General features: G+C 63.6%; 25 protein-coding genes. All 25 read left to right on the forward strand.

The features are described 5' to 3' along the window. The first annotated feature begins 1,066 nt into the window (after positions 1–1,066). The 25 genes from Q0G75_RS03315 (at position 1,067) to Q0G75_RS03435 (ending at position 26,406) form a co-directional block, all read left to right on the forward strand. Positions 1,067–1,966 carry a homocysteine S-methyltransferase family protein gene (locus Q0G75_RS03315; protein WP_294415584.1) on the forward strand — a complete coding sequence of 300 codons (900 nt, stop codon included), beginning with the start codon at positions 1,067–1,069 and terminating at the stop codon, positions 1,964–1,966. A gap of 5 nt (positions 1,967–1,971) precedes the next feature. Next, a complete protein-coding gene (locus tag Q0G75_RS03320; RefSeq protein WP_042434996.1) occupies positions 1,972–2,238 on the forward strand; it encodes a hypothetical protein in 267 nt (88 codons plus the stop codon). An 82-nt stretch (positions 2,239–2,320) separates the two neighbouring features. Beyond that, positions 2,321–3,085: a mechanosensitive ion channel family protein gene (locus Q0G75_RS03325; protein WP_294415581.1), complete on the forward strand. Its 765-nt coding sequence runs from the start codon at positions 2,321–2,323 to the stop codon at positions 3,083–3,085. 415 nt (positions 3,086–3,500) lie between these two features. Next, complete coding sequence (locus Q0G75_RS03330) at positions 3,501–4,445, forward strand: phosphate ABC transporter substrate-binding protein PstS family protein (protein ID WP_294415579.1); 945 nt, start codon at positions 3,501–3,503, stop codon at positions 4,443–4,445. Between the two features lie 51 nt (positions 4,446–4,496). Next, positions 4,497–5,414 (forward strand): phosphate ABC transporter permease subunit PstC, encoded by a 918-nt coding sequence (gene pstC, locus Q0G75_RS03335; protein ID WP_294415576.1) that lies wholly within the window; start codon positions 4,497–4,499, stop codon positions 5,412–5,414. After that, the gene (pstA, locus tag Q0G75_RS03340; protein ID WP_294415573.1) at positions 5,407–6,324 is read left to right on the forward strand and encodes a phosphate ABC transporter permease PstA; all 918 of its coding nucleotides are present in this window, start codon (positions 5,407–5,409) and stop codon (positions 6,322–6,324) included. Before pstC ends, pstA begins: the two co-directional genes overlap by 8 nt. Continuing rightward, on the forward strand, positions 6,321–7,145 hold the full coding sequence (gene pstB / locus Q0G75_RS03345) for a phosphate ABC transporter ATP-binding protein PstB (protein ID WP_294415571.1): 825 nt from the start codon (positions 6,321–6,323) through the stop codon (positions 7,143–7,145). Before pstA ends, pstB (Q0G75_RS03345) begins: the two co-directional genes overlap by 4 nt. A 70-nt stretch (positions 7,146–7,215) precedes the next feature. Then, complete coding sequence (pstB, locus tag Q0G75_RS03350; RefSeq protein WP_294415639.1) at positions 7,216–7,956, forward strand: phosphate ABC transporter ATP-binding protein PstB; 741 nt, start codon at positions 7,216–7,218, stop codon at positions 7,954–7,956. Beyond that, entirely contained in the window at positions 7,956–8,636 is a 681-nt protein-coding gene (locus tag Q0G75_RS03355) for a phosphate uptake regulator PhoU (protein WP_294415569.1), read from the forward strand. Before pstB (Q0G75_RS03350) ends, Q0G75_RS03355 begins: the two co-directional genes overlap by 1 nt. Before the next feature lie 117 nt (positions 8,637–8,753). Then, complete coding sequence (locus Q0G75_RS03360) at positions 8,754–9,464, forward strand: response regulator transcription factor (RefSeq protein ID WP_294415557.1); 711 nt, start codon at positions 8,754–8,756, stop codon at positions 9,462–9,464. A gap of 12 nt (positions 9,465–9,476) precedes the next feature. Then, positions 9,477–10,169 (forward strand): response regulator transcription factor, encoded by a 693-nt coding sequence (locus Q0G75_RS03365; RefSeq protein ID WP_294415555.1) that lies wholly within the window; start codon positions 9,477–9,479, stop codon positions 10,167–10,169. Between the two features lie 11 nt (positions 10,170–10,180). Next, positions 10,181–11,614 (forward strand): ATP-binding protein, encoded by a 1,434-nt coding sequence (locus tag Q0G75_RS03370; RefSeq protein WP_294415553.1) that lies wholly within the window; start codon positions 10,181–10,183, stop codon positions 11,612–11,614. A 401-nt stretch (positions 11,615–12,015) separates the two neighbouring features. Continuing rightward, positions 12,016–13,503, forward strand: coding sequence for a replication-associated recombination protein A (locus Q0G75_RS03375; protein ID WP_294415551.1), 1,488 nt, complete (start codon positions 12,016–12,018; stop codon positions 13,501–13,503). A 164-nt stretch (positions 13,504–13,667) separates the two neighbouring features. Continuing rightward, positions 13,668–14,300, forward strand: a complete 633-nt coding sequence (locus tag Q0G75_RS03380; RefSeq protein ID WP_294415548.1) for a hypothetical protein — start codon at positions 13,668–13,670, stop codon at positions 14,298–14,300. Positions 14,301–14,312: 12 nt separating this feature from the next. Next, the gene (locus tag Q0G75_RS03385) at positions 14,313–15,590 is read left to right on the forward strand and encodes an AI-2E family transporter (protein WP_294415546.1); all 1,278 of its coding nucleotides are present in this window, start codon (positions 14,313–14,315) and stop codon (positions 15,588–15,590) included. A gap of 49 nt (positions 15,591–15,639) precedes the next feature. After that, positions 15,640–18,273, forward strand: coding sequence for an alanine--tRNA ligase (gene alaS / locus Q0G75_RS03390; RefSeq protein WP_365910617.1), 2,634 nt, complete (start codon positions 15,640–15,642; stop codon positions 18,271–18,273). A gap of 83 nt (positions 18,274–18,356) precedes the next feature. Next, positions 18,357–18,779, forward strand: a complete 423-nt coding sequence (ruvX, locus tag Q0G75_RS03395; RefSeq protein WP_294415544.1) for a Holliday junction resolvase RuvX — start codon at positions 18,357–18,359, stop codon at positions 18,777–18,779. 5 nt (positions 18,780–18,784) lie between these two features. Then, positions 18,785–19,936 (forward strand): endolytic transglycosylase MltG, encoded by a 1,152-nt coding sequence (gene mltG / locus Q0G75_RS03400; protein ID WP_294415542.1) that lies wholly within the window; start codon positions 18,785–18,787, stop codon positions 19,934–19,936. 8 nt (positions 19,937–19,944) lie between these two features. After that, the gene (locus Q0G75_RS03405; RefSeq protein ID WP_294415540.1) at positions 19,945–20,511 is read left to right on the forward strand and encodes an HAD hydrolase-like protein; all 567 of its coding nucleotides are present in this window, start codon (positions 19,945–19,947) and stop codon (positions 20,509–20,511) included. Positions 20,512–20,628: 117 nt separating this feature from the next. Continuing rightward, a complete protein-coding gene (locus Q0G75_RS03410; protein WP_294415539.1) occupies positions 20,629–21,579 on the forward strand; it encodes a hypothetical protein in 951 nt (316 codons plus the stop codon). Between the two features lie 69 nt (positions 21,580–21,648). Beyond that, on the forward strand, positions 21,649–22,824 hold the full coding sequence (gene aroC / locus Q0G75_RS03415) for a chorismate synthase (RefSeq protein WP_294415537.1): 1,176 nt from the start codon (positions 21,649–21,651) through the stop codon (positions 22,822–22,824). 19 nt (positions 22,825–22,843) lie between these two features. Next, positions 22,844–23,515: a shikimate kinase gene (locus tag Q0G75_RS03420; protein ID WP_294415535.1), complete on the forward strand. Its 672-nt coding sequence runs from the start codon at positions 22,844–22,846 to the stop codon at positions 23,513–23,515. After that, positions 23,497–24,612, forward strand: a complete 1,116-nt coding sequence (gene aroB, locus Q0G75_RS03425) for a 3-dehydroquinate synthase (RefSeq protein ID WP_294415532.1) — start codon at positions 23,497–23,499, stop codon at positions 24,610–24,612. Before Q0G75_RS03420 ends, aroB begins: the two co-directional genes overlap by 19 nt. Positions 24,613–24,746: 134 nt before the next feature. Next, a complete protein-coding gene (aroQ, locus tag Q0G75_RS03430; protein ID WP_294415531.1) occupies positions 24,747–25,259 on the forward strand; it encodes a type II 3-dehydroquinate dehydratase in 513 nt (170 codons plus the stop codon). Between the two features lies 1 nt (position 25,260). Further along, the gene (locus Q0G75_RS03435) at positions 25,261–26,406 is read left to right on the forward strand and encodes an aminopeptidase P family protein (RefSeq protein ID WP_294415528.1); all 1,146 of its coding nucleotides are present in this window, start codon (positions 25,261–25,263) and stop codon (positions 26,404–26,406) included. The last annotated feature ends 45 nt before the right edge of the window (positions 26,407–26,451 follow it).

Consider the following 26,451-nt stretch of genomic DNA (forward strand, 5'->3'; position numbering starts at 1 on the left):
TCCGATTCGCCGTCCGCTCGCGCTGCCCTCGGCAGCGCCTAGCGAGAACGGCTTACACCAACATTGCCGACACTACCTTTTCATTGTCAGGGGGGCGGATGATTCGGCTTATGGGAAAGGGACGGTTCTGGAAGGCGATGGTCGTCATTCGGCTTGGGAGAGCCGGCGGTGGTCGTGGATGATCGCTCGGCGAAAGGAGCGAGCCTATTGCGTGAACGCACCTCCGTCCCCTGTTCGGAAAAAGGAGCGGCCCTGGCAGAAAGGGGAACCTGCCAGGGCCATAAGGAGGGGATATACGGTGCCGGTTCGTGGGCACCGATTAACTGCTTTTAAGGAGAAAGCAGTGCGACGGAGGAAGGAGGGGAACCTTTCCGTTCGCTGATACGCAGTATAGCCATCGACATTGAAGGCGCTATGGCAGCGGCTTGCGCATTTTGTGAAGCAACCGACGGGCTCGTTACAAGTTGGTGAACAACAGGGCGTGATGGTCTTATCCGATGGTAAGAGGCGGGGCTCGTCGGGGTGGGATGCCGGGGCCCTGGCAGGTAAGGCGGCTTGTGCGGATGCGGACCGATATGATCTTCCGCTTGCGACGTTGCGCGGAGACCGGCTTCTCGGCGGCGCGGTTTCGTGCGTTGGCGGTTTTCGCCCAAGAAAAGGGATGGGCCGCAAGTGAAAAGGGGGAAACTTGCGGCCCGAAAGGAGGGGAGGAACGATGCTTTAGCATCGCGATCTGCTATGGGGAGCAGACAAGCGGTGGAAAGGGGATGTCCCGCTTGCAAGGCTTACTATACCGGTCGATGTTGAAGCGGGCGTGTCCGGGGAGTGGCTTTGGGGTGATGCGCTCGTGAACGGAATGTGAATGCCCAGGAGACGCCGTTACCGTTCCGTTGCCAAGCAGACGGGAACAGGGTGGTAAAACAGCGGTTTTCCCTGATGAAAGCAGATGTTCTCTTCCCGTAACCTTATGGAGCGCAGATGTGGGTGGCGCTTGTGTGCCTGCGATGCCCCTTTGCCTGGCTCCTTGGGCCCTTTGGTATCATGTTCAGGTCGAAAGGAAACATCCATGCCTGATATCCAGCTGCGGTTCCACCGCGATATGCTCGTGCTGTCCAGCCCTGTCGCCCCCGTGCTCGCGCGCCAAGGGTTCGAGCTCGACGGCGATGTGGAATATGCCACGCTTATGGAGCCGGAGGCCGTCGAGGACGCCCTTCGCCTGAACCTTGTGGCGGGCGTGCAGTGCCTTGTCACTGAAACGGCCGGTATGACCCCGGCGCGCCTTGCGCATCGGGGCATGGCCGAGCGCCTGCCCGAGCTTGCCCGCGCCGCCGTCGCGTGCGCCGCGAAGCTGCGCCCCCAGCATGTGCTGGTGGAGCTTGGGCCGTGCGGTTTGCCGCTCGATGCATCCAGCAAGGCGTCGCTCAACGAGAACCGCGACCAGTACGCCCGCGCGGCGCGCGCCTTCGAGGGTCTTTCCCTTGACGGCTTCTTCTTGAACGGGTTCACCAACCCAAGCGACCTGAAATGCGCGCTTATGGGCCTGCGCCAGGTTAGCGGCCTGCCCGTGTTCGCCTCCGTGAACGTGGGCGCCGACGGCATGCTGGCAGATGGCCGCCACGGCTTCGACGAGGCGCTCGACGTGATGGCCGAGTTCGAAGCGAGCGTGGCGGGCTTTTGCACGCAGGCGCCCGTCGAGCGCGCCTGCGAGCTTGCGCGGCAGGCGGCGAAGCTGCCCCTGCCCGTGCTCGCGCAGCTCGACGTCGTGGAGCACAACCCCCGTCAGCGCCAGGCAACGCCGGAAAACCCGTATCATCGCCCCGACGTCATGATGGAGGCGGCCCAGCACCTTCGCGCGGCCGGCGCGCAGTTCCTGCGCGCAACCGGCCAGGCCACGCCCGCTTATGCCGGTGCCCTGGTCGCGGCGACGGAAGGCCTCGATGCGCATCGACCCGACGTGGAGGCGTAGCCGCTATGGCGAAGCTTGCGACGAACACGCGCCGCAGCGAGCATTACGGCCAGCTGCAGCGCGTCGTCGATTCGGTGTTCGCCGACGGCGGGAAGTTCGTGCGGCGACTTGACGTGGTCGTCACGGCCGAGTCGTTCGACCTGCCCGACGACCTCGACGAGATCATCGCCTTGCTGCCTCCGGGCACCTATACGCGTCAGCGTCTGTGCGATCAGCTGAACTCGGCTATCGGCGGGCATGCCTGGGGCCAGGTGTACGGCACGGTGGAATAACGGTTCTTGCGGGGCCGCGTCCCGGTTCGGGCGTGGCCCCGTGGTTTGAAGCGGGTCATCCCGCGGAAGGGGCTTTCCTTATATGGAGGATTTCGAGCACGGCATCATATCGGCGGTGGGCAACGCGTGGCTGGGCACGCTCATAACCGCCGTAGTCATCATCACGGCAACGGCGGTGGTGGGGCATCTGCTCACGAAGTTCCTGCGCCGTGTGCTCAACTACTCCGACGATCTGCCCTCGTCGTCGATCTTCATCAACATCGGGCGCGCCATCGTGTGGGTGGTGGGCGGATCTGTCGTGCTGTCCACGTGCTTCGGCGTGGACGTGTCGGCCGCCATCACGGCGCTGGGCATCGGCGGTATCGCCATCTCGCTGGGCTTCCAGGACACCATCTCCAATCTCATCGGCGGCGTGCAGGTCAGCCTTTTGCGCATCGTCTCGCCGGGCGACAACATCTCGGTCGGCGGCGCTTCGGGCGTTGTGAAGGACGTGAACTGGCGCCATACCACCATCACCAACTCCAAGGGCGAGACGGTGGTCATCCCCAACTCCATCATCAACAAGACGTCGCTCGTGCACCTGCCGCCCACGGGCAAGGTGACGCTTTCCCTGGTGGTGGAAGGTGGCGGCGAGGATCTTGACGAGAGGGCCGGGCGCATCGAGCAGGCGGCGCTCGCCGCGGCGCGTCGGGTGGGCGCGGTGGAGGCGGCCCCGCGCCTGTGGTTCACCGAGGTCGTCGACGTCGGTTTCGCCGGGTCGCTCATCTTCACCATGGCAAGCGGCGAAGACGCCACGCCGGCGAAGGACGCCGTGTTACGCGCTATCGCGCCACTGACCAGGCAATAGACGGATATCGTATACGAACGGGCCGAGGGCCTCGGAGGCGGATGCTTCCGGGGCCCTCGGCCCGTTCGCGCTTTGAAGGGGCTGCGCTCGTTCGTCTCGGCGGCGACGGCGCCGTTTTTTCGCCTCGTATGTTCTGGCTGGTCCTGGCGTCCGCCCCGTTTCGCCTGCTCGCGTGCGGGTTTCGCAAAACGCCCGTCCTTTCGCCTTATCCATGCGACAGGCCCAGGTAAAGCGCTTGCGGCGAAGCGGGCGGTTTGTAAAGCGCCCCGGTCCGGCTTGTAAACCGCGCGTAAAACCCTGTCACGCTTCGGTCATGGACTGCGCTTGCGGTCGTGTGCTCCCCGACGGAGCGCGTACCATCCTCACCTGCAAGCTCGTTTTGCATGAGAAGACATCCGAAGGGAGTATACGTACTATGCAGGGTTCTTACATCAGCCGCCGCAGCTTCATCGGCATCGCAGGCATGTCCGCGTTGGCCGTCGCCGGTTTCGGCCTGGCAGGTTGCTCGGGTTCCAACGGCGGCTCCGCCGAATCCGGTAACGCCGCCTCCGGTAAGAAGGCGCTTTCCGGCACCATCACGGCGGTGGGCTCCACCGCGCTGCAGCCGCTGTGCGAGGCGGCCGCGGAGCAGTTCATGGAGGAGAACCCTGGCGTCCAGATCACCGTCCAGGGCGGCGGTTCCGGCCAGGGCGTCACGCAGATCGCCCAGGGTGCGGTTCAGATCGGCAACTCCGACGTGTTCGCCGAGTCCAAGCTGAAGGATTCCTCCGACATCTCCAAGATCGCCGACAACAAGGTGTGCATCGTCGGCATGGGCCCGATCGTCAACGCCGACGTCACCATCGACGACATCAAGCTCGAGGACCTGAAGAAGATCTTCACGGGCGAGATCACGAACTGGAGCGAGGTCGGCGGCGCCGATTCCCCGATCACCGTCATCAACCGCGCTTCCGGCTCCGGCACGCGCGCCACGTTCGAGGACGTCGTCCTGGCAGGTACGAAGGTGCCCGATTCCTTCAAGCCGCAGGAGCAGGATTCCTCGGGCACTGCCGCCAAGATGGTCGCCAGCACCCCCGGTGCCATCTCCTACGTGGCCTTCTCCTACTTCGACAGCAGCTTCAAGGCCCTCAAGGTCGACGGCGTGGAGCCGGATGCGCAAAACGTCGAGGACAACTCCTGGAAGATCTGGTCTTACGAGCATATGTACACCGCTGCCAGCCCCGACGAGGCCACGAAGGCGTTCCTCGAGTACATGATGGGCGAAGAGGTGCAGGGCGGCTTGGTGGAGCAGCAGGGCTACATCCCCATGTCCGGCATGAAGGTGGAGAAGGACGCTTCCGGCAAGGTTTCCAACAAGTAGGTTCGCCATACCCGCATCGAGTCAACTAGTTTCGAAAGGAGACGCGCGCATATGGCCTTAATGGCGAAAGCACGCGTCGAGCGGGTCGGTCAGGGCGTCACGGGCGCGTGCGTCGCGCTCGTGGCGCTTCTTGTCGTCACGCTTGTCGCCATGGTCGCCGGACGCGGTATCGCAACGTTTACCGCCGACGGCATCGACCTCGGTTCGTTTTTGACGGGGACCACATGGAACCCGCATCAGGAGGACGCGAACGGCATGCCCACGGTGGGCGCGCTCCCCATGATCGCGGGCTCGTTCTCCGTCACGCTGCTGTCGACGCTGTTCGCGTTGCCCATCGCGTTCGGCAGCGCCATCTTCGTGGTGGAGGTGGCCCCGCGCTTCGGGCGCCGCGTGTTCCAGCCGCTTCTTGAGCTTTTGGTGGGCATCCCGTCGGTAGTCTACGGCCTTATCGGCCTGACGATCATCGTGGCCTGGGTGCGCGATGCGGCGGGCGCCATGGGGCAGACCATCACCGGCTTCGGCATCTTCTCGAGCGCCGTGGTGCTGGCCATCATGGTCTTGCCGACTATCACCAGCCTGTCCATCGATGCGCTGGCCGCCGTGCCGCACGAGTATCGCGAGGGCAGCTACGCGCTGGGCTGCACGCGCTGGCAGACCATTTGGAACGTGGTGCTCAAAAGCGCGGCCCCGTCGCTGATGACGGCGGTGATCTTGGGCATGACGCGCGCCTTCGGCGAGGCCCTGGCGGTGCAGATGGTCATCGGCAACGCCATCCAGATGCCCTCCGGCCTGTTCACGCCCGCGTCCACGCTGACCAGCGTGCTGACCATGGGCATGGGCAACGAGGCCATGGGCACGGTACACAACGACGTGCTGTGGTCGCTGGCCCTGCTGCTTTTGGCCATGTCGCTCGTGTTCATCATGATCATCCACCTCATCGGGCATAAGGGGGCGGCGAAACGTGGCTAACTTCGATATGTCGGCGCACGTGCGCCGCATCAACCGGCAGGACCGCATCGCCACCGGCGTGCTGGTGGGCATCGCCGCCTTCGTCATGCTCATGCTCGCGGCCATCGTGATCTACATCCTGGTGGCCGGCGCGCCGAAGCTGTTCGACCTGAACTTCCTCACCGGCAAGCCCCAGCAGTTCAAGGAAGGCGGCGGCATCGGCCCCGAGCTGTTCAACAGCTTCTACCTGCTGATCCTCACGCTGCTCATCAGCGTGCCGCTATCCTTGGGCGCGGCCATCTTCCTGTCGCAGTATGCGCCCGACAACGCGGTCACGGCGATCGCCAAGACCGCCATCGAGACGCTGTCCAGCTTGCCGTCGGTGGTCGTGGGCCTGTTCGGCTTCTTGTTCTTCGTGCTGTACATGGGCTGGGGATTCTCCATCATCGCCGGCGCGGTGGCGCTGACCATGTTCAACATCCCCATCCTCGTGCGCGTCATCCAGCAGGCGCTCGAGGACGTGCCGCGCAGCCAGCGCGATGCGGGCCTTGCCATGGGTCTGACGCGTTGGGAAACCACCATCCACGTGCTGCTTCCCGCCGCCATGCCCGCCATCGTCACCGGCGTGGTGCTCTCCGCGGGCCGCGTGTTCGGCGAGGCCGCGGCGCTGATCTTCACGGCGGGCCAGTCCGCCCCGGTGCTCGACTTCACGTGCCTGGACTTCTCCAGCCCGTCGTGCCCGTGGAACGTGTTCCGCCCGGCCGAGACCCTGGCGGTGCATATCTGGAAGATCAACAGCGAGGGCGTTGTGCCCGACCTGACGGCCATCTCCAACGGCACCGCGGCGGTGCTCATGGTGTGCATCCTGGCGTTCAACATCCTGGCACGCGTGATCGGCAAGTATCTGGAAAGGAGGCTGACCAGCGAATGAGCAGGGAAAACGAATCGGTAGGCGCTTGTGCGCCCCAGGTGGGGAGCGGTCGGTCTGTCAGCGGCGTGCTTCTGAGCACGCGCGATCTTACCGTATGCTACGGGAGCAACGAGGCCCTGCATCCCACGTCGCTCGACTTCGCGGCGGGGCAGGTGACGGCGCTGATCGGCCCGTCCGGTTGCGGCAAGTCCACGTTTCTGCGCTGCCTCAACCTTATGAACCGGGAAATCCCCAAGTGCAAGATCGGCGGCGAGGTGCTCTATCACGGCCGCAACATCAACACGCGCAAGGAGAACTTGTTCGAGCTGCGCAAATCCATCGGCATGGTGTTCCAGCAGCCCACGCCGTTCCGCAAGTCCATCCGCGACAACATCTTGTTCGCCCCCAAGCGCCACGGCCTGGTGAGCGGCAAGGAGGATTGCGATGCGTTGGTGGAGCAGAGCCTGCGCGCCGGCGCGCTGTGGGATGAGGTGCGCGACAAGCTCGACGAGAGCGCCTATGCGCTTTCTGGCGGCCAGCAGCAGCGCCTGTGCATCGCCCGTACGCTTGCGATGCATCCCGACGTGGTGCTGTTCGACGAGCCGTGCAGCGCGCTCGACCCCATCTCCACCTTCACGGTGGAAGAGACCATCCGCTCCATCGCCGAGTCGGGCATCTGCGCCATCATCGTGACGCACAACATGGAGCAGGCCACGCGCGTTTCCGACAACACGGCGTTTTTCTATGTGGGCGATATGGTGGAGACCGGCCCCACCAAGCGTCTGTTCAGCCAGCCGGAGGATAAGCGTTTGCAAGACTATCTGACGGGAAGGTTCGGCTGATCATATGACCGATTTCGAAAACGGGCAGGCCACGGCGGCGCGCGGCGCGCACGCCCAGGCCGACGAGCCCATGATCTCCATCCGCGATTTCAACCTGTGGTACGGCGATTTCCAGGCGCTCAAAGGGGTCACGCTCGACATCCCGAAGAACCGCGCCACCGCGTTCATCGGGCCTTCCGGTTGCGGCAAGTCAACGCTGCTGCGCACCTTCAACCGCATGTGCGACTTCGTTCCCACCGTGCGCACCGAAGGCACCATCGAGGTGGCAGGGCGCGACATCTTCGGCGGCGATGCCAACGAGCTGCGCGTGAGGGTGGGCATGGTGTTCCAGCATCCCAACCCGTTCCCCATGTCCATCCGCGACAACATCCTGTACGGACCGCGCCGCATGCGCAGGCTCGGTCGCGCCGAGGCCGACGAGTTGGTGGAGAAGTGCTTGCGCGACGCCGGCCTGTGGGACGAGGTGCGCGACAAGCTGGGCCAATCGGGCTTGGGGCTTTCCGGCGGCCAGCAGCAGCGCCTGTGCATCGCGCGCGCCTTGGCCACACAGCCCGAGGTGCTGCTCATGGATGAGCCCACGAGCGCTCTCGACCCCATCTCCACGGCGCTCGTCGAGGAGCTGATGGTGCAGCTTGCCCGCGAGCGCACCGTGGTGGTGGTCACGCACAACATGCAGCAGGCCACGCGCGTGGCCGACAAGACGGCCTTCTTCTACCTGGGAGAGCTGGTGGAATCCGGGCCGACCAAGCAGCTGTTCGGCAGCCCCGTGCAGCAGAAGACGAAAGACTACCTGACAGGAAGGTTCAGCTGATGAAGACCCGTACCCGTTATATCAACAAGCTGGAGGAGCTGGGGGCGCTGGTCAATCAGCTGTCCGAGAAGACGGTGCTCGATGTTCGGGCCGCGGGTCGTGCGCTTGCCGGCGACGCCGATGCCTCCGAAAGCGTGCTTTCCGGCAGCAAAGCGGCGCGCAGGCTGCGCGAGGCCATCGAGGACGGCTGCCTTGACATCATGCTCATGCAGCAACCGCTGGTGGCCGATGATCTGCGGGAAGTGACCGGCGCGTTTCGCCTGGTCAGCGACTTGGCGCATATCGACGAGATGACGCGCGACGTTGCGTACCTCTCCCAGCAGCTTACGCCGAAGGCCGTCTCGCACCTGCAGAGCGAGTTCGCCGAGGCGACCGACAAGGTCTCTAACATGGTCTCGCTTTCCGCGAAGGCGTTCTCCCAGGCCGATGCGGCGCTCGCGCAGCGCGTGTTCGCCATGGACGACGGGGTGGACGACCTGTACGATCGCTGCGAGCAGGTGGTGGTCGATCTGATCCGCAGCGAGACGCAGGGCGCCAGCCATCTGCCCGAGCTGCTCATGGTGGCGAAGTACTTCGAGCGCATGGGCGACGATGCCGAGCGCATCGCGAGCTGGGCCGTTTTCCGCGCAACGGGCGAGCATGCGCTAAACTCTGCGGGTAAGGAAAACGCCGAAGCGTAACGCACCGCATTCTCGAAGGTGCTCGGGGTGGGCTGTCCGATCCCCGAGCACCGCGGCAGCGGGGCGCAGGGTTCGCGTCGCGCCCGGCGCTTCGGCTGTGGAAGGGGTGCTTTGGGGTTGACTGTCTACTATGTCGAGGATGATGAGAACGTCCGTCAGCTGGTGCTGTACGCCTTGACGCAGTCGGGCATCCAGGCCGAAGGGCAACCCGATGACGCGGCGTTTCGCGTCGCATGCGCCAAAAAGGTCCCGGATGTGGTGGTTTTGGATATCATGCTGCCCGACGTCGATGGCCTGGAAATCCTCAAGCGCATCCGCAGCACGCCCGGCAAGCTTTCCCGCGTGCCCGTCATGATGGTAACGGCTAAAAACTCGGAGCTGGACATCGTACGGGCATTGGACGCCGGGGCCGACGAGTACATCACGAAGCCTTTCGGTATGATGGAGATGGTGAGCCGTGTACGCGCCATGCTGCGCCGCGCCCCCGATTGGGGAGGCGGCAGCAGCGAGGATGTGCAGCGCCTGGGCGCGCTTTCCCTGGACTTTCAGGCGCGCGAGCTGTTCGTCGACGGGGTGCCCGTTGCGCTCACCATGCGAGAGTTCGATTTGCTGGCGTACATGATGCGCCATTCCGGTGTCGTGCTGTCACGCGAGAAGCTGCTGCAAAACGTGTGGGGCTGGGATTTCAGCGGCGGAAGCCGCACGGTCGACATGCACGTGCTCACGCTTCGGCAGAAGCTCGGCGAGCATGCCGATGCCGTTGAGACGGTGCGTGGGGTCGGCTATCGTTTGGCGTGCCCGCGTCCAGACGATTCGGTTGTGGAATAACGAGGTGCAAGCATGATCTACTACTTGGAAGACGACACGAATATCCGCGATTTGACGGTGTACGCGCTCAAACAGGCGGGCCTTGAGGCAGCGGGCTTCGCCCATGCCGGCGACTTCTTCGACGCTTGCCGCGAATCGCTTCCCGATCTGGTGCTGCTCGATATCATGCTGCCCGAGGTCGACGGCCTCGAGGTCCTTCGCCGCTTGCGCGAAGATCCGGCGACCAAGTTCCTTCCCGTCATGATGCTCACGGCGAAGGGCACCGAATTCGACAAGGTCAGCGGCCTTGATGCGGGCGCCGACGATTACCTGGCAAAACCCTTCGGCATGATGGAGCTGGTCAGCCGCGTGAACGCGCTGCTGCGCCGTGCGGCGGCGCCCACTGCGCCCGCCGGCGATGTGCTGGAGTGCGGCCCCATCGAGCTGCGCGTGCTCGAGCATACCGTTTCCGCAGGCGGTGCTCCCGTCGAGCTCACGCTCAAGGAATTCGATCTGCTGCGCGCCCTGCTGCGCAACGTCGGGCGCGTGCTGTCGCGCGGTCAGCTGCTCGAGGACGTATGGGGCATGACGTTCGTGGGCGAGACGCGCACCGTCGACGTGCACATCCAAACGCTGCGCCAGAAGCTTTCCGCCGCATGCCCGGGCGCCGATGCCTGCATTAAAACCGTGCGCGGCGTGGGTTACAGCATCAGACAGCCGGAATAGAGGTTTGCCGCATGAGTCCTTCGCCCGATCACGTTAAAAGCCTTGCCGGCCGCATCTTCACCACCGTTTTGGCGTTTTCCCTGGGAATCCTTTTGGCTTTTTCCGCGGTGATGGTCAGCATCTTCTATTACTCCTACGAGCATGATGCCGAGCAGGCCCTGGTCCAGGAGGCCAGCCGGGCGGCGGCGGCCCTTGACGAGGCTCCGGCCGCCGATGTGACCACCATCTTGTCTCAGCAGTTCAGCGGCATCACCCGTTATACGCTTATCGGCGAGAGCGGCTTGGTGCTCTACGATAGCCAGGCAGACGCCGGTCAGATGGACAACCACGCCTCCCGTCCCGAGGTCAGCAAGGCCGCGCGCACGGGCGAGGCGGTGAGCATGCGCTATTCGGAAACCTTAGGTACCGATACGGTGTATGCCGCCGAGAAGCTCTCCGATGGGCGCATCGTCCGCCTGTCTGAAACCCGTCATTCCCTGTTCGCCTTCTTGGGCGAGATGCTCGTGCCCACGCTGTTCGCGCTCGTGGTCGTCGCCGGATTGGTGTTCTTGCTGTCCCGGTTGCTCACGCGCCACATCATGAAGCCTATCGATGCCCTTGACATGGCGGAGCCTTTGGAAAACGACATCTACGGGGAAATGGTGCCCCTTCTTCAGCGCATCGACGATCAGCAGACGCAGCTCAAGAAGCAGAACAAGGAGCTTGCCGAAGCCGAAAGCATGCGCCGCGATTTCTCCAGCAACGTCAGCCACGAGATGAAGACGCCGCTGCAGGTGATATCGGGCTATGCCGAGCTTATGAAAAACGATATGGTGCTGCCTGAAGACCGCCAGAAGTTCGCGGGGCTTATCTACGACGAGGCGCAGGCGATGCGCGGCCTTATCAACGACGTGCTCACGCTTTCGAAGCTCGACGAGAGCGCGTTCGCTCGCGAGGAGCGTCCGATCGATGTGACGTCCGTTGCCCGACGGATGGCCGGACGCCTGGAGTCGTTTGCCGCTGACGAGGGCGTATCCATCTCCGTGAAGGGCGGGTCCGCACACATCAACGGCAGCGAGACGCTTGCCGAGGAAATGCTGTACAACCTTATCGAGAACGCGGTGCGCTACAACCATGCCGGCGGAAGCGTGTCCGTGCGCGTGTCGCAGGGCGCCCCGTCCCCTGATGTCCTTGAGGCGCTGCGCGCTGCCGGGGCGGAACCGGACCCTGCGTCGGTCGTCACGGTGCGCGTGAGCGATACCGGGGCGGGCATTCCCGAGGAGATGCGCGACAAGGTGTTCGAGCGGTTCTTCCGCCTGGATAAAAGCCGTTCGAAGGAAACGGGCGGCACGGGGCTGGGGCTTGCCATCGTCAAGCATGCGGTGCAGTACCACCACGGCACGATCTGCGTGGAGGGGGCGCAAGGCGAGGGCGCCACGTTCGTGCTCAGGCTTCCGGCGGCGTAGCGCTTTTTGCGCGGGGCTGTTGCCGGCGAATGGCGGGGGAGGACCGGATTTCGGCATGAAAAAAGTCCCACCCCTGGCCGGAAGGATGAACCCACCTCAACAAGGTGGGTGCTCGCAGCTTGCTTCCCGGCTTTCGTGCCAACGGGCGCGAATCTCCGTTTCACTTGCTATCTTGAGCTCCCTCGGAAATAGCATCGGTCCATCGCAAAAAGAACGGCGACAAGGGTGGAACCTGATATCGAGTATATGAGACCTTAAGGCAAAGTAAAGTCTTGACAGAATCGGTGGTGCAGGTGTAATCGGGCTGTTGCCCTCGGACACGGAGGCGAAGGGCATTTTCTTCTAGGCAAACAAACGTTCGCGTGCTATCATGATGAGCCAATCAACAGGCAGGGGTGGTCATGGACACGCTATTCACGGCAATGGAAAACGAGCGCAAGCAGCAGGTGGCGCCGCTGGCGGTGCGCATGCGCCCGCGCACGCTGGAAGACGTGGTGGGGCAGCAGGATGCCGTGGGCCCGGGCAGCTGGCTGCGCGCGGCCATCGAGCAGGACAACGTCAGCTCGGTCATCCTGTACGGCCCGGCAGGAACCGGCAAAACCTCTATCGCCCACGTCATCGCCGAGTCGACGAAGGCAACGTTCGTGGAAGTGTCTGCGATCGGCGGCACCGTATCCGACCTGCGCCGGGAAATCGATGCGGCTGAGAAGCGCTTGGCGCTCAACGGCTCGCGCACCATCCTGTTCGTGGACGAGATCCACCGATTCAACCGCAGCCAGCAAGACGCGCTTCTGCACGCGGTGGAGAACCGGACCGTGGTGCTGGTGGGCGCGACCACCGAAAACCCGTTTTTCGAAGTGAACTCCGCTCTTATCAGCCGCTCTCGCGTAGTCGGCCTTAAGGGGCTCTCGGACGGCGACGTGGCTCAGCTGGTCGACCGGGCGGTGGTGGATCCTCGCGGGCTTGATGGGCTGTACAAGCTCGACCCGGCTGCCCGCAGCGCCATCGTGCTCTTGGCGGGCGGCGACGGCCGGGCATCGCTTACCACCCTCGAGCTTGCGGCGGGCATGCAGCAGCCCGGCACGCGCGAGAACCCCGCCGTTATCACGAAGGCGCAGGTGGAAAGCGCTACGCCGCACCGCGCATTGCCGTATGACAAGAACAAGGATATGCACTACGACATCATATCCGCCTTCATCAAGTCCATGCGCGGTTCCGATCCCGATGCGGCGCTGTATTGGCTTGCCCGTATGATCGATGGGGGAGAGGACCCCAAGTATATCGCTCGCCGTATGCTCATCCACGCGTCCGAGGACGTAGGCAACGCCGATCCCCAGGCATTGCTGGTGGCCGCGGCCGCGTTCAAATCAGCGGAGGTCATCGGGTATCCCGAATGCCGCATCAACTTGGCGCAGGCGGCAACCTATATCGCTCTTGCGCCGAAAAGCAACGCGTGCGAAGCGGGCATCGATGCCGCTTTGGCGGAAGTGCGCAACGGGCCTAAGCGCGATGTCCCTGACTATCTCCGCGATAGGCACCGTCCCGGCTCCGAGCATTACGGTGCGTACAAATATCCGCACGATTATCCTGCAGGCTGGGTTGATCAACGCTACCTGCCCGAAGGGCTTGAGCGCGGCTGCTTCTATCATCCCTCCGAGCGCGGTTGGGAGGCTTATCGGGTGGATGCCGCGGCGCGCGATCGGGCGCAGGCCATGCATGCGGCGGCTCGAGATAGGGCGCAGGCTGCCCATGCGACGGCAGGGGGCCATCATGGGGCTGGGTTGCCGAAGGGTAAGCCGGTCGATGTCGAGGCGCACGGTTCGCGCAGCAGGTCGAAGAAGCCGGGCGCGCGGGATGCTTCCGAAGACGGGGAAACGGGTGCCCGTTAGGCGTTTCTTCTTAAGGAGCGAAAGGCAAAACCCCACGTCTTTTCGAAGGTAATCGCACTGCAACCGCTATGAACGGCGGGTGTAAACGCATGCGTCGGCGGGGTAGAATCCAAGACCGCATGCTATAGTTGGCGGCGTATATGGATATATGAAGGAGGCGTCTGGTGGATTTCGGCGAAGTTATGGGCGTGGTTTTGCCTATCGTGTACGTGGTGCTCGGCGTGGCTTTGGTGTGGTTCGTGATCGAGCTTGTGATCACCGTGCGCAAAACGCGCACCACGGTCGACAAGATGAAGGAGCAGCTCGACCCGACGCTTGAAAGCGTGCAGCGCATCACGAAATCGCTTGAGCCCGCTATGGACAAGGTCGATCCGCTCGTCGATCGCGTGTCCTTGACCGTGGATGCGGCGAATCTCGAGATCATGCGCCTCGACCAGATCTTGGAGGATGTCAGCGACATCACCGACTCCGCCTCTAATGCGGTGGGCGCGGTCGAGGCCGCCACGAACGCCCCCATGGAGATCATGAACAACGTCACCTCCAAGGTTCGCGAGAAGCTCAAGTCCAAGCATGCCAGCGATGAATCGGTCGCCCTTGGTGAGGCGAAGGCGAAAGCCCAAGCCGCCGCATTGGCGGGCGTGCCGGACGAAGGCGATGATGCTCAGGATGGTGCCCCCTCCAAGGTCCAGACGAACGACGACGATGCGCCCCAGCAGGTCCAGTCCGATGACCAGCCTGAGCAGCCTGCGTACTTCACGTATGCTCCCCAGGCCAATGATTCCTCCCAGGAGCGCTAGGAGCTGGTATCCATGGCCACCAATCCCGATGTCGCGATGGAAAAGGCCCGCCGACGGTTCCTCGTGGTGTGGACGGCGGTAGGCGCCATCCTGCTCACAGGCGCAGCGGTCTACCTCATCAACATCCTCAGCGTCCCGATCGGCATCCTGCTTTGGACGCTGGTCATCGTGTTCTGCTTGCGCGGCACGGTGAACAAGCTGGAATCCAAGGGAGTGCCGCGCGCAGCGGGAACGGGCATCGCCTATCTGCTCATGTTCGCTGTGCTGGCGATCGTCAGCTTCCTTATGCTCTCCCCGGCGTTCGGTTTCGGCGAGCAGTTCTCCGATCTGGTCCAGAGCATCCCCGGCTACATCAACGACTTCATGGGCTGGGCCAACGGCGTGTACGCTCGCTATTCCGACGTGTTCCAGAACAACACGGTGCAAACGTATATGAACGAGGCGCTGTCCTCTATGGGCTCGGCGGCGTCCGATGTGGCGCGTCAGAGCGCCACGGGCGTGGTCGCCATCGGCGCCGGCGTGGTGAACACGGGTATAGCGATCGGCTTTGCCCTGGTCATAGCGTTTTGGATTCTCATTGAGCTTCCTGCGCTCGGTCGCGAGACCATGCGGTTGGCGGGTCCGTCCCGTCGTGAGACCATGGATATGCTGCACGTCACGTTCACGCGCGTCATGGGCGGCTATATCAAGGGCACGCTCATTCAGTGCGGCGTCATCGGTGTGGCGTGCGGCGTGCTGTTCGCTATCTCGGGCATTCCCAATTACGCCGCGCTCGGTATCATCGCCGGCATTTTGAACATCATCCCCATCGTGGGCCCGTGGCTCGGCGGAGCGCTGGCGGCGGTGGTGGGCGTGTTCGTCAGCCCGTGGATCGCATTGGTCGCCCTACTCGGCACCATCATCATCCAGCAGGCGGTGTACACGTTCATATCCCCGAAGATCATGGCCTCATCGGTGGATATCCATCCAGCGCTCACCCTTATCGCCTTGATGGCGGGCAGCGCGATCGGCGGGGCCATGAGCGGGTTCACCGGCTCGCTTGTGGGCATGCTGGCCTCTATTCCCGCCGTGGCGGTCATGAAGTCCGTTTTCGTGTATTATTTCGAGAAGCAAACCGGGCGCCAGCTGGTTGCCGAAGACGGCGTGTTCTTCCAGGGCACTCCTCGATCCGACGGATCGCTCGATCCCATCGCCGATGCAACGTCCCCTCATCCGGACGCTTCGGCAGGCTTCTCCCTTCCGAAGGTGGGCCGCAGCAAGGAGCAACGTCGCGACGGCGATCGGCAATAGGGCGCACGCGCGCCGATTTATGGCAAGGCACAGTTAGAAAGACAGGCACATGGAGTACATGACTAGCGCGGAGATCCGCGAGAAGTACTTGAAGTTCTTCGAGAGCAAGGGCTGCAAACGCATGCCGTCCTCCTCCCTTATCCCCGATGATCCCTCGCTTCTGCTTACCAGCGCGGGCATGGTGCAGTTCAAGCCCTACTTCCTTCATCAGAAGGAGCTCGACCCCGCATATATCGGCACCACCACGGTGCAGAAGTGCGTGCGCACCAACGACATCGACAACATCGGCGACGCCCGTCACCTGTCGTTCTTCGAGATGCTCGGCAACTTCAGCTTCGGCTGCTACTTCAAGCACGAGATGTGCGCTTGGGCCTTCGAGTTCTCCACGGAGGTGCTCGGCCTTCCGAAGGACAAGCTGTACTTCACCGTCTTCGAGGACGACGACGAGACCATCGAGATCTGGAAGTCGCTCGGCGTGGCCGAAGACCATATCTCCCGTTTGGGCGAGGATGACAACTTTTGGCGTGCCGGACCTACCGGCCCGTGCGGCCCGTGCTCCGAGATCTACTTCGATCAGGGCCCCGAGGTCGGCTGCGGCGATCCCGACTGCAAGCCGGGCTGCGACTGCGACCGCTTCCTTGAGTATTGGAACTGCGTGTTCACCCAGTACGACGGCCAGGAAGACGGCACGCTGGCCCCGCTGAAGACCAAGAACATCGATACCGGCATGGGCCTTGAGCGCATGGCCGCCATCATGCAGGGCGTCACGAACAACTACGACACCGACGTGCTGCGCAGCCTGGTCGGCGTGGGCGAGCGTCTGGCCGGCGTTGAGTACGGCAAGGACGAGGCAGCCGATCTGTGCCTGCGCATCATGGCCGATCACAGCCGTTCGGTCACGTTCATGATCGCCGACGGCATCCTGCCCTCCAACGAGGGCCGCGGCTACGTGCTGCGCCGCCTGCTGCGTCGCGCCGTCATGAAGGGCCATATGCTGGGCCTGGACAAGCCGTTCCTCAACGAATACGTCGATGAGCTGGTCAAGCTCATGGGCAGCGTGTATCCCGAGGTCATCGACAACCGCGAGCTCATCCGCGGCATCATCTTGTCCGAGGAGGAGCGCTTCGGCGCCAACCTGCGCCAGGGCCGCGCGTTCCTGTCCGAGTCCCTTGACAAGCTCGAGGGCACCACGCTTCCCGGCGAGCAGGCCTTCACGCTGCACGACACCTACGGCTTCCCCGTGGACATCACGCGCGAGCTGTGCGAGGAGCGCGGCGTCGTCGTCGACATGGAGGGCTTCGAGCGCTGCATGGAGGCGCAGCGCGACCGCGCCCGTGCCGCAAACGTCAAGGACGCCGAGGCTGCCTGGTCCACGTACGGCGGCATCCACTCCGAGCTGCTCAAGGAGCTCGGCGCCACGAAGTTCGTCGGCTACCAGGAGCTTTCCGCCCAGGCAAAGGTCAGCGCCCTTATCGCCGACGGCGAGCGCGTGAGCCAGCTGCAGGCCGGTCAGTCCGGCGAGGCGGTTCTGGACGTGACCCCGTTCTATGCCGAGATGGGCGGCGAAGTGGGGGACACGGGCGTCATCGAGGGCGATGGCGTCAAGGTCCAGGTCGTCGACACGAAGGCTCCCGAGAAGGGTCTCGTCTGCCACGTGGTGAAGGTGCTCGAGGGCGCCCTTGCCCAGGGCGCTGCCGTCACGGCCTCCGTGGATGCGGACCGCCGTGCGCGCGTCACGCGCAACCATACCGCCACGCATATCCTGCATGCCGCGCTGCGTCAGGTCCTCGGCGAGCATGTCTCCCAGGCCGGCAGCTACGTGGGTCCCGACCGCCTTCGCTTCGACTTCACGCATTTCGCCGCGGTCACGGCGGAGCAGCTGGCGCAGGTCGAGCGCGTTGCCAACGAGTTCATCATGTCCGCAACGCCCACCAACATCTACGAGACCTCGCTTGACGCGGCCCGCGAAAGCGGCGTCACCGCGCTGTTCGGCGAGAAGTACGGCGACCAGGTGCGCGTCGTCGAGTGCGGCGGGTTCTCCCGCGAGCTGTGCGGCGGCTGCCATGTCGCCAACACCGCCGAGATCGGCATCATGAAGATCACGTCCGAAACCAGCGTGGGCGCGAACGTGCGCCGTATCGAGGCCGTTACCAGCTACGGCGCCCTCGATTACATCAACAAGGTGGAGGCAGAGCTGAAGGAAACCGCCGAGGAGCTGCGCGTTCCGCTGTTCGACGTGTCCGAGCGCACCGCCGCCAACGTCAAGCAGCTGCGCGAGTTCCAGAAGAAGGCCAAGCAGACCAAGGGCATCGTGTCCGACGACAACATCACCAAGCTCGTCGACTCCGCCGTGAAGTCCGCCGCCGGCTATCCTGTGGTCATCTCCCGTGTGAAGATCGCCGATGCAGGTGGTCTGCGCAACGGTTGGGACGTCCTGTCCGCCCGCATGGCCGAGCCCGGCGCATGCGTGCTCATCGGCGAGAAGGACGGCAAGGCCGTGCTGATGGCAGCCGGCACGTCCGAGGCTGTTGAAGCCGGCTTCAACGCCGGTGCCGTCATCAAGGCCATCGCGCCTTGCGTGCAGGGCGGTGGCGGCGGCAAGCCGGCCATGGCGCAGGCCGGCGGCAAGAACGCCGCGGGCATCGATGATGCGCTCGAGGCTGCTCGCAAGATGCTGCTGTAGCTTTTGATGCAGCTTTCACGCCCCGCCGCCCTTGGCTGCGGGGCGTTTTTCTTATCCGTTCGTTGCGTAAGGTTAGGTCGACAATGAGGATTCTTGCACTGGATATCGGTCAGACGCGCATCGGCGTCGCCATCAGCGACCCGCGCGAGCGCGTGGCGTCGCCCGTTTGCGTGCTTCCCGCGAACGAGGTGCTTTCCAATGCGAAAAGCTGGAAACGCGTGCTCGAGGATTGGGAGCCGGAGCTTATCTTGTCGGGCCTTCCGTACACGCTTTCGGGTGAGGAGGGGCCTCAGGCCGGCCGTATCCGCGGTGTCGCGGCAAACATCGGAAAGGCCGCTGGTTTGCCGGTGGAGTTCACCGATGAGCGTCTCAGCTCGCAGGAGGCGAAGCGCAGTTTGCGTGAAAGCGGCATGTCGGAGCGCGATATGCGCGGCAAGATAGATATGATTGCAGCAAGTGTGTTCCTTCAGGCGTGGCTCGATGCCCGCCATGCAGGCGAAAGGTAGTGTAAATGTCCCCTCGTAGGCAAGTGACCTATTCCCGCCGCCCGAACCATGCGGCACGCTCGGCGCACGCGCGCGGCGACCGTATGTTCCGCACGTACGATACCAGCTATATCCAACCCAAACGGTCCAACGTTCCGCATTACGTGTTCCTTGCGGTGCTGGCGCTTCTCGGCATCGGCATCCTGTGGTTCGTCGGCTCCTCGGTTGCCAGCTGCGTGTCGCCGAAGGTCGAGCTTCTGGCGGAAGGCCAGCAGGCCACCATCACCGTCAACGAAGGCGCATCCGCCAACACCATCGGCTCCTCGCTGGTGGATGCTAAGCTGGTGGGGTCTGCCAAGGAGTTCACCGAACGCGTGAAGGACTTGGATGCGGGGTCCGATCTCAAGCCCGGCACCTACACTTTTGCAGGCGGTGCGACGGTCGACGACATCATCGCCGCATTGCGCAACGGTCCGGTTTCCGATGCCGTGCTTACCATTCCCGAAGGGTATCGCCTGACCGAGATCGCGTCGGCGGTTGACAGCGCCACGAATGGGCGCATCAGCGCCGATGCCTTCAAGCAGGCGGCGTCGGATGCCAGCGTGTATGCGGGTGACTACAGCTTCCTGAAGTCTGCGGGCACGAACAGCCTTGAAGGCTTCCTGTTCCCGAAAACCTATGATGTTGCCGCCGATGCTACCGCTGACAGCTTGATTCGCGCCATGCTCACCCAGTTCCAAATCGAAACGGCAGGGCTCGACTGGTCCTACCCCGAATCCCAGGGCCTTTCCGTGTACGATACCGTCAACCTGGCGTCCATCGTGGAAAAGGAATCCAGCGGCGACGAAACGGTTCGCGCCCAGGTGGCGGCCGTGTTCTACAATCGCCTGACCACCAAGGGCGAGCCGAGCAACGGCTATCTGCAAAGCGATGCCACCACCGCCTACGAGGTCGGGCACGATCCCACGGCCGACGAAGTGCACGCGAACAGCCCGTATAGCACTTACACCAACGCCGGGCTTCCGCCCACGCCCATCTGCTCGCCTTCCATCGAGTGCCTGCAGGCCGTGTGCTCGCCTAACCAGGATGCGCTGGGAAAGTACTACTTCTTCTACTTCCAAAACGATAAGTACACGTTCAGCGAAACCTACGACGAGCATCAGGCCGCGTTCTCGTAAGGGGATCCATGCCATATTTGCAGCCGGAGCGCTATTTTTCCCGCATATCGCATATCAACATAGAACGGGACCTGCTTTCATGCGGGTTCCGCTATGTATTGCTGGATATCGACAACACCATCTTGTCCCGTGCAACGCATGACGTCCCGCGCGACGTGGGCTTGTGGCTCGCTCAGGCGCGAGACGCCGGCGTGAGCTTCTGCCTGGTGTCGAACAATTGGCACAAAAACGTGCACGAGCTGGCGAATCGCCTGTCTATGCCCATCATCGCGAAGGCCATGAAGCCCTTGCCCGTGGCGCTGTTCGCGGCGTGCTCCTTGTTGGGGGCGAAGCGCAGCGAGACCGTCATGGTCGGCGATCAGCTGTCCACCGACGTGCTAGCCGCGCACAACGCCGGCATGTCGGCCTATCTGCTGGCGCCGCTGGCGGAGCAGGACCTGCGGCATACGAAGTACGTGCGCATGGTGGAGCAGGCCATCTTAGGCGGAGCGGTGCCCGAGGGTGCGCCGCAGCCGGCGCAAGCGCATATGGCCGACAAACCCGCCGCCCAAAACGCCTTCGCACAGGAAAAGTAGCGAAACCGCCCATTTGATGGGCGTCGTGGTCGAATTAACCCCTACAAAAGTAGTCTGCATTGGTATGATGAAATCCCTGCTAACCTGCAGGCCCTTGATCGACCAGGAAGGAATTCCATGACCGAGCAGAGCGAAGGCGAACGCCTCTATATCCTGGGGCATCCGGTCGCGCATTCGAAATCGCCGGTAATGTACAACGCGTTATACGAAAGGCTAGGTCTGCCCTGGACCTATTCCCTTGCCGATTACGCCGAGCTGGACGACGCCCGCGCCTTTTTGGATGCGCGGGAGTTCTTGTCCGTCAATATCACCACCCCCTATAAGCCATTGGCCTTCCAGGCTGCAACGCGCAAAGCGGCAACCGCCCAGCTGGCGCAGGGCGCTAACGTGCTCGTCCGCAAGGACGATCAGCTGATCGGCTTCAACACCGATGGCGACGGGTGCGTCAAGTTCCTGGAGCTTGCGGGCGTGACTTTCAAGGGCAAGCGCGTGGTGGTGTGTGGAACGGGCCCCACGGCCCTTTCCATCCTTCATACGTGCGCTATCGCCGGCGCCGACGTGCTGTTGCTGCTCTCGCGCGACAAGGAGCGCGCGCATAGCGTGTTGGATGCCTATCTCGAGCGTTTCGGCAAGCTGGCCAACGCCACCATCGATTTCCCCGCCATGAAGGAGGGGCATCGCAGCTTCCGCGAGGCTTATACGAAGCCGACGTTCAAGTATGGCAGCTATACCACCTCGACGGGGGCTCTGGGTTCGGCCGACATCATCGTCAACGCCACTCCTGTGGGCATGAAGCCCGACGATCCGGCGCCGTTCGATACGGGGCTGTTGCGTCCGGGCCAAGTGGTCATGGACGCCGTTTACGCATCAGGGCGCACGAAGCTGGTGGCCGATGCTCTTCAAGCTGGCTGCAAGGTGGCTTACAACGGTGGGGGCATGCTGGTGGCACAAGCGGTCGCTTCGGCGCTCATCGTGTCCGACATAGCGGAAGTGAAGATACCGTATTCCGAAGCGGAGCTGTTCAACCTTATGGCAGACGCCGCCGGGTTCGATTGCCCGCGCGCCTGATCTAAGCATATCCGCCCATATCGGCGCGGCGAAAACCCAGGCCGCGCACTAGCACGAAAAGAGAGCAGCATGCGCTACTACACAGCAGGAGAGAGCCACGGACAGGGCCTGGTCGCCATCGTCGAGGACGTGCCGGCGGGCCTTAAGATATCCGAGGAGCAGATCAACGTCGATCTGGCGCGCCGCCAGGCAGGCTACGGCCGAGGCGGGCGCATGAAGATTGAGCATGACACGGCGCAGGTGATTTCCGGCGTGCGCTTCGGGCGTACCATCGGAAGCCCCGTGGCCATGCTCGTGGCGAACAGGGATTGGGCGAACTGGACCGATCGCATGGCCCCGTTTGGGGAGCCGCCGCTCGACCTGGTCCGGGAGGTGACCCCTCGCCCGGGTCACGCGGACCTGGTAGGCGCGTTGAAGACCAACACCGACGATTGCCGCAACATCCTCGAGCGCTCAAGCGCCCGCACCACCGCGCCGCGCGTTGCGGCCGCCGCCGTCGCGCGCGAGTTTCTAGCCGACCTGGGCGTGGACATCTTCTCCTACGTCACCGGCATCGGAAGCGCCGTTATGCACGAGGACGATCCGTTCATGAACGCGGCGCGCTATACGCCGCTCGAGATCGAGACCAGCGAGGTCCGCTGTCCCGATGCGGAGGCCAGCGAGGCCATGAAGCGCGAGATCGACCGGGCCATCAAGAACAAGGATAGCCTGGGAGGGACGTTCCGCGTGGTCGTGCGCGGTCTTCTGCCGGGCGTGGGCGGCTATGCCGTGCCCACCGAGCGCCTGACATCCACCATCGGCGGCGCCTTGTTCAGCATTCCCGCCATCAAGGGCGTCGAATTCGGCATGGGCTTCGAGACGGCCCGCAAGCCCGGCTCGCAGGTGCACGACCCCATTTTGCTCGATCGGGCGAAAGCCGAGTTCACGCGCGCATCAAACAACGCCGGCGGCCTTGAGGGCGGCATGACCACGGGCATGCCCCTGGTGGTCACGGCGGCCATGAAGCCCATTCCCACGCTCATGCAGCCGCTGCAGACCGTGGACCTTGATACGCTCGAGGTGGCCCAGGCCTCCAAGGAGCGAAGCGACGTATGCGCCGTGCCGGCATGCGCGGTGGTCGCCGAAGGGGAGCTCGCCTTCGCCATAGCCGATGCCTACATGCGCAAGTTCGGTTCCGATAACATGGCTGACATCAAAGCGGCCATCAAAGCCTACAAGCAACGATTGAACACCGTATCGCGATAGAACAGCCAGGAGGAACATCATGGAACAGCAGGAAATCAAGGACGACGCCATCACCCCGGAAAGCAACCCGATAGCCTACACGCTGTCGGTCACCACGCCCGACGAGGTCGTCGCCGTCGTCAACAACCCCGAGATCAAGCCCCATGCGCGCCCGACCTACGAGCTGACGCGCAACGTGTTCTTCGTGGGCTTCATGGTCGCGGGCAAAACCTCCACGTCGCGTCGTTTGGCCCGTCAGTGCGGCCTTGCCACCATCGACCTGGACGCCTACATCGAGCGTCGTGAGCGCCGGGCCATCAACCAGATCTTCGCCGAGCAGGGCGAGCAGGCGTTCCGCGATATGGAAACCCAGGTACTCGACGAGTTCGCCCACAAGGGCCCCATGCTTGTGTCGTGCGGCGGCGGCATCGTGCTGCGCGAGGAGAACCGCGAGATCCTGAAGAACAATGGTTTCGTAGTGTATCTGCAGGTCACGGCCGAGCAGGCCGTCGAGCGCGTCGGCGATGTGTCCACGCGCCCGCTGTTCAAGAACCTCGAGACCGCGCGACAGACCATCGCCGGCCGCCTGCCTATGTACGAGGACGTCGCCAGCGTGTCCATCGACACCGTGGGCAAGTCCATCAACGTCGTGGCGCAGGAGATTCAGGAGATCTTGGAGAAGGAAGGCGTGCTGTGCCTGCGACAAGGGTAGTGGTGAACATCCCCGGCGAAGACGCGTACAACGTGCGCATCGGCGCCGGGGTGCTCGATGCGCTGGGGTCGTCCATGCGCGGCGTGCCGGCTGTAGCCGATGCGCGGCAGGTGCTCGTCATCACCGATGCCAACGTCGGCCCGCTGTACCTGGCTCGGGCGAAGGCGTCGCTCGTTCAAGCGGGCTATCGCGTTTCCGACATCTGCGTTCCCGCAGGTGAAGAGGCGAAATCGCTCACGGTACTCGGCGAGGTGCTCGAGGCCATGGCCGCTTTGGCGCTCGAGCGCGACTGCGTGGTGGTCGCGCTCGGCGGCGGCTGCGTGGGCGATTTGGCGGGTTTCGCCGCGGCAACCTATATGCGCGGCGTGCAGGTGGTGCAGGTTCCCACCACGCTTCTATCCATGGTGGATTCAAGCGTGGGCGGGAAGACGGGCGTGAACCTGTCCGCCGGAAAGAACCTGGTGGGCGCGTTCAAACAACCCGCGTTCGTGTGCGCCGACACCGAGGTGCTGGCAACGCTGCCGCCTCGCGAGTGGGCGTGCGGCTGCGGCGAGGTGGCGAAAACCGCGCTCATCGACGGCGACGAGTTCTTCTTCTGGCTCTCCGACCAGGCATCGGCCATGGTCGACCGTCAGCCCGACGTCGTTTCCGAGGCCATCGCCCGATGTGCGGTGTTCAAGGCCGACGTGGTGGCGCAGGACAAAACGGAAAGCCGCGGCGTGCGCGAGTGCCTGAACTACGGCCACACCTTGGCCCATGCTATCGAGAAGCTTTCGGGCTACGGCACGTACAGCCACGGGCATGCGGTTGCCGAGGGCATGCGCTTTGCAGCTCGTATGGGCATGCGGCTTGCCGATATGCCGGCAGAGCTCGCTCGGGCGCAGGGACAGCTGCTCGACGACCTGGGCTTGCCCGAGCTTGACTGGGAGGCTTCCCCGGCGCAGGTGCTTGATGTCATGAAACGCGATAAGAAGGCGCGTCATGGGCAGGTGCGTTTCGTGTGCTTGCATGATGTGGGGCAGTGGCGGCTTCAGGATGTTGACGATAGCGTGATCTTGGAGGAGCTAGAGGCGTATTTCGCGCAGAAGCGGCGGTGACGTTGCGCTAGCGTATGTTGAGCGTATGGGAAGAAGGTCGCCTTGCGGGTTGGCTTGAAAAGCCGCCGCGGCGACCATCTTCGTTTCAAGCTACCGTCGAACACGGCGGCAGGGGTCAACGAAAGGTGTGCAACATGAAGAAGATCCTGCTGATGAACGGGCCTAATCTGAATATGCTCGGCATCCGCGAGCCGGGCGTGTACGGCAACGATACCCTGAAGGACTTGGAGACGGGTTTCGCCGAGTATGCCCGCGCGCACGGCTGCGAGGTGGAGTGCTTCCAGTCCAACCATGAAGGCGACCTGGTCGAGAAGATCCACGCCACACACGGCACGTGCGACGGCATCGTGTACAACCCCGGTGCGCATACCCATTATTCCTATGCGCTGCGCGACGCTTTGGGCAGCGTGAGCACGCCGTGCGTCGAGGTGCACATCTCCGATGTCAGCACGCGCGAGGCGTTCCGCCATATCTCGGTGATCGCCCCGGCGTGCGTGGCCCAGGTCAAAGGTCGCGGCTTCGCCGGCTACAACGATGCGCTCGACATCCTGCTCGAAGGCGTGACCGAGCGCCTGGGCGAGGGCTTCGAGGGGCGCTACGCGCCGGGCCAGGTTATCGTGGCAGGTCGTGGTCCCATTGACGAATAGCATGAAAGCCCAGGCCGCAGGGCGTTTGGAGCGGTTGCGCAACGCGGCGGCGGAAAACGGCATCCGCACGTTTTTGGTACGTGACACGGCAAGCATCGAATGGTTGACGGCCTTCGACGACGTGTTCGACGACGAACAGGCGCATGCGCTCCTGGTCACGCCGCATGACGCGGTGCTGCACACCGATTCCCGCTACAGCGGCGCGGCGCGAAAAGCGGCGCAGGGCGAAGGCGTTATCGCCATCGATGACGCGCGTCAGGGTCATGGCGAATGGGTTGCCGACGTGTTCACGGCCCGGCATGCAAACGCTCCCGCCGGCTCGCCGGCGCCCGAGAGCATCGTGCTCGGCATCGAGGACTCTATGACGCTTGCGGCGTTCCGCGCGCTCGAGGGCGCCTTTGCCAAGGCGCCGGCGTCTCCGCAGCTGCGCGAGACCTCGGGTTTCGTCCGCTCGCTGCGCGCGGTCAAGGAGTCGTCGGAGGTTGCGCGCATGAAGGCGGCCCAGGCCATCACCGATGCGGCGTTCTCCTATATCATCACCTACATGAAGCCGGGCATGACCGAACGGCAGGTGCAGATCGAGCTTGAGGACTGGATGCTGCGTCATGGCGCGTCCGGCCTGGCGTTCTCCTCCATCGTGGCCTGTGGCGCTAACGGCGCAAGCCCGCATGCCATCCCGGGTGAGGCAAGGCTTGAAGCGGGGCAGTGCGTGGTCATGGACTTCGGCGCTCGCGCCCACGGATATTGCTCGGACATGACCCGCACCGTGTTCGTCGGCCAGCCTGATGCGCGGATGCGCGCTGCCTACGAAACGCTGCGTGAGGCCAATGAGCAGGTGGAGGCGGCTATCAAGCCCGGCGTCACCGGCGCGCAGATGCACCAGATGGCCGAAGACGTTCTTGCCGCGGGCGGATTCGCCGGTAAGATGGGCCACGGGCTAGGCCATGGCGTGGGCATCGACATCCACGAGGAGCCCGTGCTGTCGCCTCGCAACAAGGAGCCGCTCGCCCCGGGCAACGTGGTCACGGTGGAACCGGGCATATATCTGGAGGGCGATTTCGGTATGCGTTTAGAGGATTTCGGCGTGGTCATCGAAACGGGATTCCAAGTTTTCACGCAATCTACGCATGACATGGTTATAATTTAAGGGTTGAACTAAAGGGGCGGCCTTGGTCGCCTGAACGGTTGAAAG

Source organism: uncultured Senegalimassilia sp., assembly GCF_934636665.1.
In the GTDB taxonomy this organism is placed as follows: domain Bacteria; phylum Actinomycetota; class Coriobacteriia; order Coriobacteriales; family Eggerthellaceae; genus Senegalimassilia.

What these genes read in the sequence shown, in the direction of transcription:
- Q0G75_RS03315 (WP_294415584.1), top strand. Translation starts at nt 1,067, where the DNA reads ATGCCTGATATCCAGCTGCGGTTCCACCGCGATATGCTCGTGCTGTCC.
- Q0G75_RS03320 (WP_042434996.1), top strand. Translation starts at nt 1,972, where the DNA reads ATGGCGAAGCTTGCGACGAACACGCGCCGCAGCGAGCATTACGGCCAG.
- Q0G75_RS03325 (WP_294415581.1), top strand. Translation starts at nt 2,321, where the DNA reads ATGGAGGATTTCGAGCACGGCATCATATCGGCGGTGGGCAACGCGTGG.
- Q0G75_RS03330 (WP_294415579.1), top strand. Translation starts at nt 3,501, where the DNA reads ATGCAGGGTTCTTACATCAGCCGCCGCAGCTTCATCGGCATCGCAGGC.
- pstC (WP_294415576.1), top strand. Translation starts at nt 4,497, where the DNA reads ATGGCCTTAATGGCGAAAGCACGCGTCGAGCGGGTCGGTCAGGGCGTC.
- pstB (WP_294415571.1), top strand. Translation starts at nt 6,321, where the DNA reads ATGAGCAGGGAAAACGAATCGGTAGGCGCTTGTGCGCCCCAGGTGGGG.
- pstB (WP_294415639.1), top strand. Translation starts at nt 7,216, where the DNA reads ATGATCTCCATCCGCGATTTCAACCTGTGGTACGGCGATTTCCAGGCG.
- Q0G75_RS03355 (WP_294415569.1), top strand. Translation starts at nt 7,956, where the DNA reads ATGAAGACCCGTACCCGTTATATCAACAAGCTGGAGGAGCTGGGGGCG.
- Q0G75_RS03365 (WP_294415555.1), top strand. Translation starts at nt 9,477, where the DNA reads ATGATCTACTACTTGGAAGACGACACGAATATCCGCGATTTGACGGTG.
- Q0G75_RS03370 (WP_294415553.1), top strand. Translation starts at nt 10,181, where the DNA reads ATGAGTCCTTCGCCCGATCACGTTAAAAGCCTTGCCGGCCGCATCTTC.
- Q0G75_RS03375 (WP_294415551.1), top strand. Translation starts at nt 12,016, where the DNA reads ATGGACACGCTATTCACGGCAATGGAAAACGAGCGCAAGCAGCAGGTG.
- Q0G75_RS03385 (WP_294415546.1), top strand. Translation starts at nt 14,313, where the DNA reads ATGGCCACCAATCCCGATGTCGCGATGGAAAAGGCCCGCCGACGGTTC.
- alaS (WP_365910617.1), top strand. Translation starts at nt 15,640, where the DNA reads ATGGAGTACATGACTAGCGCGGAGATCCGCGAGAAGTACTTGAAGTTC.
- ruvX (WP_294415544.1), top strand. Translation starts at nt 18,357, where the DNA reads ATGAGGATTCTTGCACTGGATATCGGTCAGACGCGCATCGGCGTCGCC.
- mltG (WP_294415542.1), top strand. Translation starts at nt 18,785, where the DNA reads ATGTCCCCTCGTAGGCAAGTGACCTATTCCCGCCGCCCGAACCATGCG.
- Q0G75_RS03405 (WP_294415540.1), top strand. Translation starts at nt 19,945, where the DNA reads ATGCCATATTTGCAGCCGGAGCGCTATTTTTCCCGCATATCGCATATC.
- Q0G75_RS03410 (WP_294415539.1), top strand. Translation starts at nt 20,629, where the DNA reads ATGACCGAGCAGAGCGAAGGCGAACGCCTCTATATCCTGGGGCATCCG.
- aroC (WP_294415537.1), top strand. Translation starts at nt 21,649, where the DNA reads ATGCGCTACTACACAGCAGGAGAGAGCCACGGACAGGGCCTGGTCGCC.
- Q0G75_RS03420 (WP_294415535.1), top strand. Translation starts at nt 22,844, where the DNA reads ATGGAACAGCAGGAAATCAAGGACGACGCCATCACCCCGGAAAGCAAC.
- aroQ (WP_294415531.1), top strand. Translation starts at nt 24,747, where the DNA reads ATGAAGAAGATCCTGCTGATGAACGGGCCTAATCTGAATATGCTCGGC.
- Q0G75_RS03435 (WP_294415528.1), top strand. Translation starts at nt 25,261, where the DNA reads ATGAAAGCCCAGGCCGCAGGGCGTTTGGAGCGGTTGCGCAACGCGGCG.